This is a genomic window from Candidatus Saccharimonadales bacterium (assembly GCA_036388415.1).
GTDB lineage: Bacteria > Patescibacteriota > Saccharimonadia > Saccharimonadales > UBA4665 > UBA4665.
Genome location: DASVRW010000002.1, coordinates 1090211 through 1100649 on the forward strand (window position 1 = coordinate 1090211; position 10439 = coordinate 1100649).

Genomic DNA, 10439 nt, shown 5'->3' on the forward strand with positions numbered 1-10439 from the left:
CATGACAACATTTATTATTATTCTATTGTTTTTGATCGTGGCTGCAGCAGTCGCAGGACCAATTATGTATTCGCGCTACCGCAAAAAATTCCGTGAATTTAAGGATTTTGAACGCGGATTGAAGATGGTACCATTATTTATTCACCTGCCGCCACCAAGCGACGACACGCAGTCTAATGGCCGGGATGTCCGCGACCTAACAGATGAGAATATCTCAAAGGCAACAATTATTTACAACATTATTGCCAGTACGATTCAGAAGGGATTTAAGTCGAAGTTCTATGGTCAGCGGCATTTTACATTTGAGGTTGTCGGTAGCCAGGGCTTCGTATATTTCTATGCCGCAGTACCGATTGCGCTTGTTGATGTCGTGAAGCAGGCGGTTATCAGCGCCTATCCTTCGGCACGCTTAGAGGAAGCGGCTGAGCACAATATTTTTAATGCGGTCGGCAAGATGTCTGGTACTGTCGGTGGTGAGTTTAATCTGAAAAATTCGTTTGCCTACCCAATCGCAACCTATCAGGATCTGAAGCGTGACGCCATGCAGTCGCTACTAAATGCCTTATCGACGCTCGATAAAGAAGACGGTGCTGGCATACAGATTTTGATGCGCCCGGCTGATCCGTCGTGGCGCAAAGAGGCCTCAGCTATCGCGAGCAACAAGCGTAAAGGTAAAGATAATAAATCTGGATTCGAAGCGGTCTGGCCGGTAATTAAGTCGCTTGTCATGGCATTTGTGCAGCCGCCAGGGGGAGACAAGGGCGAGAAAGATAAGCCTAAGGAACTGTCCGCAATGGAGCAGAGTGTACTCGACTCAATTGACGAGAAGACGCGTCACCCCGGTTATGAAGTGCTGATCCGCGTGGTTGCGTCGTCGAATGTCTCGGGCAGGGCGCAGGCAATACTAACAAATATTGTCGCAACTTTCTCACTGTATGATGCGCCCGGCAAAAACGGCTTCAAATACAGCGCGACCAAAGATATGGAAAGTTTTGTCACCAGTTATATTATGCGGTTCTTCCCGCAGCGTAAGAAAAAGAATATTTTAAATGCCGTCGAGCTGGCGACAGTATTTCATTTCCCAGATCAACGGAGCATTCCAACATCGCAGCTGACACGCCAGGCGTCTAAGCAGGTCGATGCGCCGCGCAATATGCCGGATGACGGAATGCTACTTGGTTACAACCTGTTCCGTGGCGCCAAAAAGCCGATACGGCTCGCGCTGGGCGACCGCCAACGGCACATGTATGCTGTTGGGCAAACCGGTACTGGTAAATCGACCTTTCTCGAAAACTTGGCCCTCCAGGACATGATAAATGGCGACGGCTTTGCATTCATAGATCCGCACGGTGACACGGCTGAAAAGCTGCTGTCGATGGTACCCAAGGAACGGACTGAAGACGTCATATATTTCTCGCCGGCTGACATGGACTATCCAATGGGCCTGAATCTATTTGAGTTTAGCAATCCGGACCAGAAGGACTTCTTGATCCAGGAAACGCTAAATATGCTGCAGAAATTGTACGATCCACAACACCAGGGAATCATGGGACCGCGCTATGAACACATTTTTCGTAATGCCGCATTAGTAATTATGGCCGATCCGAAAGGTGGTACATTCGTCGACATACCAAAATTGTTCGTTGATCCGCAGTACCTGAAGCAAAAGTTACAACACGTTACCGACCAATCGGTGCTCGATTTTTGGCTCAAGGAATTTCCGGCTTCACAGCGTTCAAATGATGGCGGTGAGGTCACTGCCTGGTTTGTCAGTAAATTCGGCGCCTTTATGAGCAACCAGATGATGCGTAACATTATCGGTCAAACGAAGAGTGCAATCGACCTGCGCGATATCATGGATAATAAGAAAATCTTGCTGGTGAATTTGAGTAAAGGCCGTACCGGTGATCTGAACTCCAAATTGCTGGGTATGATCTTCGTCATGCGCTTTCAGGCTGCTGCCATGAGCCGGGCTAACATCCCAGAGAGCGAACGCCAAGACTTCTGTCTGTATGTTGATGAGTTCCAGAACTTCTCAACCGATTCGTTCGCGACGATTATGTCCGAGGCTCGTAAGTATCACTTGAACCTGATTGTAGCTAACCAGTTTACAACTCAGCTGACACCGGAAATCCGGGATGCCGTATTTGGAAATATGGGTACCGTCGTTTCATTCCGTGTTGGCCAGCAGGATGTAGAATCGTTAGCAAAATACTTTCAGCCGACGTTCGACGACAGCGACCTACTGCGAATTCCGAGCTACAACGCCATCGTGCGAACATTGACAGGCGGGGTGCCGACAAATCCGTTCAGTATGTCGACCTTGCCGCCACTCGGTAATCCAAATCCAAAACTTGCTGAAGCGCTGAAGCAGTTATCTGCTGCCAAATACGGACGTCCGAGAGCTGAAGTCGAAAAGGACATTTTCGGTCGGATGGCGTCACCAGTTGATCCCGGGAAGCCAGCCGGGTTTGGTGCGGGTGCTGGTCCGGCGGGAGCTCCGGCAGCCGGACAGCGATCATATGCGCCGCCTGCAGCAAATGCAACGAGTGGTTGGGGAAGTGCTGGCGTTACAGCCAGTCCAGCTGCGCAACAGCGTCAACCGTTTGCCAATGCTGCTAGCCCTGCAATGACTCAGACGACAGCCGCATCAGGACAACCGTACGCCGGGTCCGGCACGCAGCCAGCGTACGGTCAGCAGCCAGTTTACAGCCAACCGTATGGTCAGCCTCCAGCTCAATCTCACGGTCGGCCTTTCGGCCAGGCCTCGGCGCCAACTGCTCATTACCCAGCCCAACCTGTAGATCGTCCTCGGCCAGCTGCTCCGGCGCCGTCAACTTTCCTGGATGACTGGCTCGCCAAGCGTTCAGTTGCGGCCCCGCAAGCTAGTGCGCCATCAAATAGCAGTAATGCAGCAATCAGCACAGCACCTCAGCCAAGCTATGCTTCAGCTGCTCCGGCATCGCAGCCCCAGCCAATGGCAAACACCCAACAGAGTGATAATCCACCTAGCCAATCTGCCCCACCACAAGCTGATTCATTGGCAGCATCGACGCCACCACCGCAAGCTGAGACGGCGTCAACACAGACACCGCTCTCATCGGAAAATAGTGTTAGTACGGCCGCTCCAGTTAGCCAAGCTGCAGCATCACCGCAAGCCGACTCATCACCAGTCAATAACGACGCTGACAGTGCCGATAGTATATATATTGATGAAAACGGCGTACTGCAAACTCGCTAGTCTGATTCAATCGCTTACGCTTGCCATGACCGCTCAGGAAGCCGTCTGACGGGCTTTTGGGGCTTCAGTTGCGAATTATGTGGCTGCGAGCTATACTGAGTTTATAGCAGCAGTCTGCGCGTCAAATAAGGGTTAAAGGGTAGTATTCTCGTGGCTAAACAAGATCAAACAAAAGGCTATGAGGCCGAGCAGATTCAAGTTCTTGAGGGACTGGAGCCGGTGCGCAAGCGTCCTGGAATGTATATTGGTGGAACTGGTGTCGAAGGACTTCATCACCTGATATGGGAAATCGTCGACAATGGTATTGACGAAGCCTTAGCTGGTCACGCTACCGAGGTTACGGTTAAACTTTTGGCCGATGGCGGCGTGACGGTATTCGACAATGGCCGTGGTATCCCGACCGGCATACACCCTAAGACCGGCAAAAGCACGGTAGAAACAGTACTGACAGTACTTCACGCCGGCGGTAAATTCGGTGAAGGCGGATACAAAGTCTCTGGTGGTTTGCACGGTGTCGGTGTCAGTGTTGTCAACGCCTTGGCCGAGAAGCTGATTGTCAATGTCTACCGCGAAGGCCGTGAGCATCGGCAGATATACGCCCGTGGTGTTCCGCAGGGAGATCTAAAAGTTGTCGGCAAAACGAATTTGCAGGGAACAGAGATAACCTTTTATCCGGATTTCTCGATTATGGAACGCAACAAATGGAACTACGATACGATTCTGGATCGTCTGCGCCACGCAGCTTATCTCACAAAAGGTATCAGAACTTCCTTGGCAGACGAAGCAACTGGCGTACGGTACGGGTTTTATTTTGAAGGCGGTATTCAATCCTATGTGAAGCACCTCAATATCGGCAAAGAAGTAATTGATGATGATGTGTTTTATGTCGACAAGCAAGTCGAGGCAGCTCAGATTGAGGTGGCTATGCAGTATACCGATGCCTACACAGAGCAGATCAAAGCCTTTGCCAACAACGTCTACAATCCCGACGGTGGTTCACACATTACTGGATTCCGGTCGGCGCTGACCCGCGTCATTAATGACTATGCTCGCAAGTCAGGCTTACTCCGTGAAAAAGAAGAAAATCTCTCAGGAGAAGATACCCGTGAAGGTCTGACTGCTGTCATTCTCGTCAAACTGCCGGATCCGCAGTTTGAAGGTCAGACTAAGAACAAGCTCGGCAACCCGGAAGTTCGCGGCTACGTCGAGCAGGTGCTGGCTGAAAATCTCAATTATTACCTCGAGGAGCATCCCCAGATTGCCCGCAAAATTATCGGCAAAGCGCTGCTCAGTGCCCGCGCCCGTAAGGCAGCCCGCGCCGCCCGTGAGAACATCATTCGTAAGGGCGTCCTGGAAGGGGCCAGCATGCCCGGCAAGTTAGCTGATTGTTCGAGTAAGGATCCAGCCGCATCTGAACTGTATCTTGTGGAGGGTGACTCAGCCGGTGGTTCCGCGAAGTCTGGCCGTGACAGCAAGACGCAGGCGATCCTGCCGCTGCGTGGCAAGGTTCTTAACGTCGAACGTGCCCGCCTCGACAAAATGCTCGCTAATAACGAAATTCTCAACATTACCAAGGCGCTGGGCGTCGGTATAGAGGACTCATTTGATATTAATGGCCTGCGCTACCACCGTATTATCATCATGACTGATGCCGATGTTGATGGATCGCACATCTCAACACTGCTGCTCACGTTCTTCTTCCGTTACATGAAGCCAGTGATTGACGGCGGGCATATGTATCTAGCTAAGCCACCGCTGTTTGAGTTGGTTCGTCCAGGCCGTAAAAACCCGGTTTTTGTCTACGACGAAGATGAACTTGAGGTCGTACTCGATGCTGAAATCGCACGTCGCAAAACCGAAGGTCTCAAGACTATTGGCGGCGGCGAAGGTGATACCAGTGAGCGCTATAAGCAAGCCGGCTTTATTGAGCAGAAGCGCTACAAGGGACTGGGCGAAATGGACGCTGAGCAGCTGTTTGAGACCACAATGAATCCAGAGAAGCGCGTCTTGGTACAGGTTAAAGTTGAAGACGCCGAGAAAGCCGACGCCATCTTTAACAAGCTGATGGGTACCGAGGTCGAACTTCGTAAAAACTTCATTCAGGCACGGGCAAAATTCGTCAAAGATCTGGATATCTAGGCTGCATTTACTAAGATTATTATAAGAGATACCGAGAGACACTATGGACGACGAAATCACCACACCGAACCCAGACGACAATATCGATGAGCCACGTCTCATCAGCCAACCAGCCGTAGAGGTCATTACCGACATCACGCACTCGCGCCAGGTTGAGCCGCGGACTGTCGAAGACGTCATGGAAGATAGCTATTTGCGTTATTCCATGTCAGTTATTATCGAACGGGCACTGCCTGACGTCCGGGATGGTATGAAGCCGGTACACCGTCGCATTCTCTATAGCATGAACAGCGAGGGCTTGCGCTCCACAGCCCGGCACCGCAAGAGTGCCAACGTCGTCGGTTCTGTTATGGGTAAATACCACCCGCATGGCGATGCCTCGATCTACGACGCCATGGTGCGTATGGCGCAGCCATGGAGTATGCGTTACATGCTCATCAATGGACAGGGTAACTTCGGCAGTATGGACGGCGATCCACCGGCAGCCATGCGCTATACCGAAGCCAAGATGCATCGCCTGGCTGATGAGCTGCTCGCAGACATTGACAAGGAAACTGTTGATTTCAGGGACAACTACGACGGTACGACGCAGGAGCCATCAGTGCTGCCAGCCAAAATCCCAAGCTTACTACTTAACGGCCAGCTCGGCATTGCCGTCGGCATGGCGACCAATATTCCGCCGCACAACCTGACTGAGCTGATCGATGCAACTGTCCACCAGATAGATAACCCAGAAGCGACGCTTGATGATTTGCTGCAGTATGTGACGGGTCCTGATTTCCCAACTGGCGGCCTGGTATATGGCAAAGATTCGCTGCGCACCGCCTATGCGACTGGCCGCGGTGGTGTAGTTGTCCGGGGTATTGCTGAGATCGTCGAAGGCAACAAATCGACTCGGGGAAGACACCAGATTGTCATTACTGAAATTCCATATGCTCTTAATAAGGAAACGTTAGTTATTAAGATTGCCGACCTTGTGCGTGATAAGCGTGTTACCGGGATAAGTGATATCCGTGATGAATCAGCCCGCGGCAACGTGCGCATCGTCATTGACCTCAAAAAAGACGCATTCCCTAAGAAGCTGCTCAATCAGATTTATAAGCTAACGCCGCTACAGGGCATGTTCCACTTCAATATGATGGCCCTCGTCGACGGTATCCAGCCGCGCGTGCTTGGCCTGCAGGACATTATTCAGGAGCACATCAAGCACCGCCGGATCGTCGTACGACGCCGCACCGAATTTGAACTGCGCAAAGCCCGAGAGAGAGCTCATATCCTTGAAGGATTGAAGATCGCGCTAGATCACATCGATGAAGTGATCCGCATTATCCGCGCCTCTCAAACAACAGAAGAGGCAGGCAAGAATCTTATCAAAGAATTTGGCTTGTCCGATATTCAGGCCCGCGCAATTCTAGCGATGCAGCTGCGCACATTGGCCGGTTTGGAACGCCAGAAGATCGAGGACGAACTGGCTGAACTACGAAAGACCATTGCTGAACTCGAAGCGATTTTGGCTGACGAAGCCCGTATTTTGGCAATCATCAAAGAAGAGATGCTCGCCCTCAAAGAGCAATACGGCGATGAGCGGCGCACACGCGTCATCAACAACGAACTCGACCGTATGAACGATGAAGATCTGATTGCAGAGGAACAAGTTGTAGTAACGCTTACATCAGCAAACTACATCAAACGGAGTCAGATAGCCGAATACAAGAAGCAAGGACGCGGTGGCAAAGGCCGGCGTGGTATGACAACCCGTGAAGAGGACGTGATTGAGCACGTCGTAAATGCCAGTACGCACGACTTCCTGCTGTTCTTTACCAACAAAGGCCGTGTCTTCCGCTTGAAGACCTACGAAGTGCCGGCGGTTGGCATGAATGCCAAGGGTGTCGCCATCGTGAACCTTTTGCAGCTGCAGCCAGAAGAGACGGTCAGCTCTGTCATTAACGTGACCAAGGGCCAAGCAGTACAAAACCTGATCATGTGTACGGTACGTGGCGTCGTCAAAAAGACACCATTTGAGCAGTATCAGAATGTACGGACAAGCGGTCTGATCGCAATTAATCTTGATGAGGGCGATGAACTGAAATGGATCCGACCGACGACTGGTGAAAATGAAGTCGTCATATCGACAAGCGAAGGCCAGGCGATTCGATTTAGCGAAAAGGATGTCCGGCCGATGGGCCGCGTCAGCCGCGGTGTCCGCGGTATTCGCCTGCGGGCTAACGACCATGTTATTGGTATGGATATTGTTGAGGCCGGCTCAAGCATCTTTGTGATCAGCAAATACGGTTATGGCAAGCGCACCAAGGTATCGCAGTTCACACCGCATGCCCGCGGTGGCGTCGGTATCCGTTCGGCTGTCGTCAACAAAAAGACTGGTGATCTAGTCGGCGTCAAGACACTTGGCGACCATGATGAGCAGGAAATAATTATTATATCCGGGCAGGGTCAGACAATTCGTCTTGGCATCAAAGACATTCCAGCGCTCGGCCGTGCTACGCAAGGTGTCCGCATCATGCGTATGAATGACGCCGACGAAGTCGTAAGCTTAGCGCTGGTTGAAAAGGCCGAAGACATTGATGAACCAGAAGATGATGTTGTCATCGAATCAGCGTAGGCTAGAATCAGAGTAGTCTATAAATGGTCTGTTGCAGTGCAATGCTTGGTGTTATACTTATGCTTAAGCATAGTAATATACAAGGTAGCGTGAATCGTGGTGAGCCGCAAAGATAATACATACAGCCTGCTAAGGCGATTGGCGAGTCAAAACATCCTTGGCATTATTGTTTTGGCGTCGTTTGGCGTCGTCGGCGTTCTCCTGGTAACGCGTTCAATGGCGGCAACTCCGTACATTTCCAGTGAGGCAGAGAGCGGGACGCTGACTAGTCCAGCCGTAAGCGTTGCTGACGGTACTGCCTCGGGCGGCACGGCAGTACGGTTCGGTGTACCCGTCACACAGTCGAGCGGATTCGTGCATCCGGGTATCCATCTCAATAGGCCGCAATTAGATTTCGTCAAAGCCCGTACCAGCCAAGAGCCGTGGCTAAGCGCCTTTAATAAAGTAAAGAGTAATATTTACTCTCGATCAACTCGCGTACCAGCTCCAGTAACAAGCGTCGAGTGTGGCAATGGAGCCCAAAAGGCGCGTCAGATTGGATGCGCGGCATTGCAGGGCGACGCGGTAGCGGCTTATAACAATGCATTGCTCTGGTATTATACTGGCGATCAAGCCTATGCTAGCAAAGCTATATCATTTATGAATGCCTGGTCCTCGACGTTGCAACAAATACCATGGAACGGCACTGAGCTATATGGAAACAATAAACTCGTTGCCGGCTGGGCCGGAGCGAACTGGACGCGGGCTGCCGAAATAATCCGCTATTCGAATGCCGGCTGGTCCAGCGCCGATATAGGCCGTTTCGAAAGCATGCTGACAACTAAATTTTTACCAATAACGATCGACGGCTGGACAGGTGGTGGGTTCAACTGGATGACACTGCTTGCTGACGTAACGATGAGTATCGGTGTATTTACAAATAACAGGGCGACATTTGACAACGGGGTGGGCGATTGGCGCGTCGCTGTACCGGCCCATGTATATACAACCTCTGACGGTGCCACGCCCATAAAAGCACCGTACGGAAATTCTAATATTACTACGTATTGGAACGGGGCAACGACATTTAACAATGGTCAAACGCAGGAAACCTGCCGCGATCTAGGACATACCGGTATGGGCCTTGCGTCGATTTTTACGGCAGCTGAGACTGCGCGTATTCAAGGTATTGATCTCTACACCGAGCAGCAACCACGACTGACGGCTGCACTTGAACTTCAGTCGCGTTTAATTGAGATGAGAACGGCAAAGGACGCTGATCCAAATTACGCTATACCGAGTACTATTTGTGGCGGTGCGCTAAATTGGGGAGGTGCCGCGGCTAAAATGACGGGAGATATCGCCCACAATCATTACGTTAACCGAAAAGGCCTGTCATTGCCCAAACTCGACGCGTTTGTTAAGCAGTATCGTCCATTGCCGTTCGGAACGAGTGATTTGCATATGCAGAATGAAACATTGACGAATGCGGACAGTGGCGGGGTACCGGCTCAATAGCCAATGCGCGACCGATCTTGCGCATATATAATCCGGCATTATGTACAGTAGGGCGCCTTAGCTGAATGGCATGTCCAGATCTAGTAAAATAGTGCTGTAAGAAATACGACTGCTCCGGCCTAAATACTCTTGACATAAGGGTCGCACGCGAGGTAATATAGTACTTAAGAACATTTGAGGCGTTATTGAAGTGTCTTTAAATTGTTCTAAAGATCTTTAACAATCTGGTAGATTTCAAACAAGTCGTAAGACAATGTTTGAAGATTGAATAGTGCAAATCAACGTCAATTGATTTTTTGAATTTAGGAATGCGATAGTTTCGACTATCACAAACCACAAAGTAAGTCAGTAATTAGTCCAATCTTTCGGGAGAGGACGAAGTTCGACTGAACATGATTGAATTCTTTTTTGGAGAGTTTGATCCTGGCTCAGGATGAACGCTGGCGGCGTGCCTAATACATGCAAGTCGAGCGGTAACAGGCTCTCACAGTTCGCTTAAGTTCTAATATTAGCAATAGTATAGATGACCAAAGTATCCCGAACGACCGGCTAGTCGGAACGGATACGGGAGGTTTATTAAGCGATGTGTGAGAGTGCTGACGAGCGGCGGACGGCTGAGTAACACGTAGGAACGTACCCCAAAGTGAGGGATAAGCACCAGAAATGGTGTCTAATACCGCATGTGATCTTCGGATTAAAGCTTTATGCGCTTTGGGAACGGCCTGCGTATGATTAGATTGTTGGTGAGGTAATGGCTCACCAAGTCGACGATCATTAGCTGGTCTGAGAGGATGATCAGCCAGACTGGGACTGAGACACGGCCCAGACTCCTACGGGAGGCAGCAGTAGGGAATTTTCCACAATGGGCGAAAGCCTGATGGAGCAACGCCGCGTGCAGGATGAAGGCCTTAGGGTTGTAAACTGCTTTTATATGTGACGAAT

4 protein-coding genes and 1 rRNA gene are annotated in these 10439 nt (G+C 50.8%); all 5 read left to right on the forward strand.

Going from position 1 to position 10439, the window contains the following annotated elements:
- The first annotated feature begins 1 nt into the window (after position 1).
- A complete protein-coding gene (locus tag VF575_05825; GenBank protein HEX8183084.1) occupies positions 2 to 3241 on the forward strand; it encodes an ATP-binding protein in 3240 nt (1079 codons plus the stop codon).
- A 150-nt stretch (positions 3242 to 3391) separates the two neighbouring features.
- Positions 3392 to 5380, forward strand: a complete 1989-nt coding sequence (gene gyrB / locus VF575_05830) for a DNA topoisomerase (ATP-hydrolyzing) subunit B (protein ID HEX8183085.1) — start codon at positions 3392 to 3394, stop codon at positions 5378 to 5380.
- A gap of 43 nt (positions 5381 to 5423) precedes the next feature.
- Positions 5424 to 8000: a DNA gyrase subunit A gene (gene gyrA, locus VF575_05835; protein HEX8183086.1), complete on the forward strand. Its 2577-nt coding sequence runs from the start codon at positions 5424 to 5426 to the stop codon at positions 7998 to 8000.
- Positions 8001 to 8096: 96 nt separating this feature from the next.
- On the forward strand, positions 8097 to 9497 hold the full coding sequence (locus VF575_05840) for an alginate lyase family protein (protein HEX8183087.1): 1401 nt from the start codon (positions 8097 to 8099) through the stop codon (positions 9495 to 9497).
- A 405-nt stretch (positions 9498 to 9902) separates the two neighbouring features.
- Positions 9903 to 10439 (forward strand): 16S ribosomal RNA (locus tag VF575_05845); the annotation flags it as partial.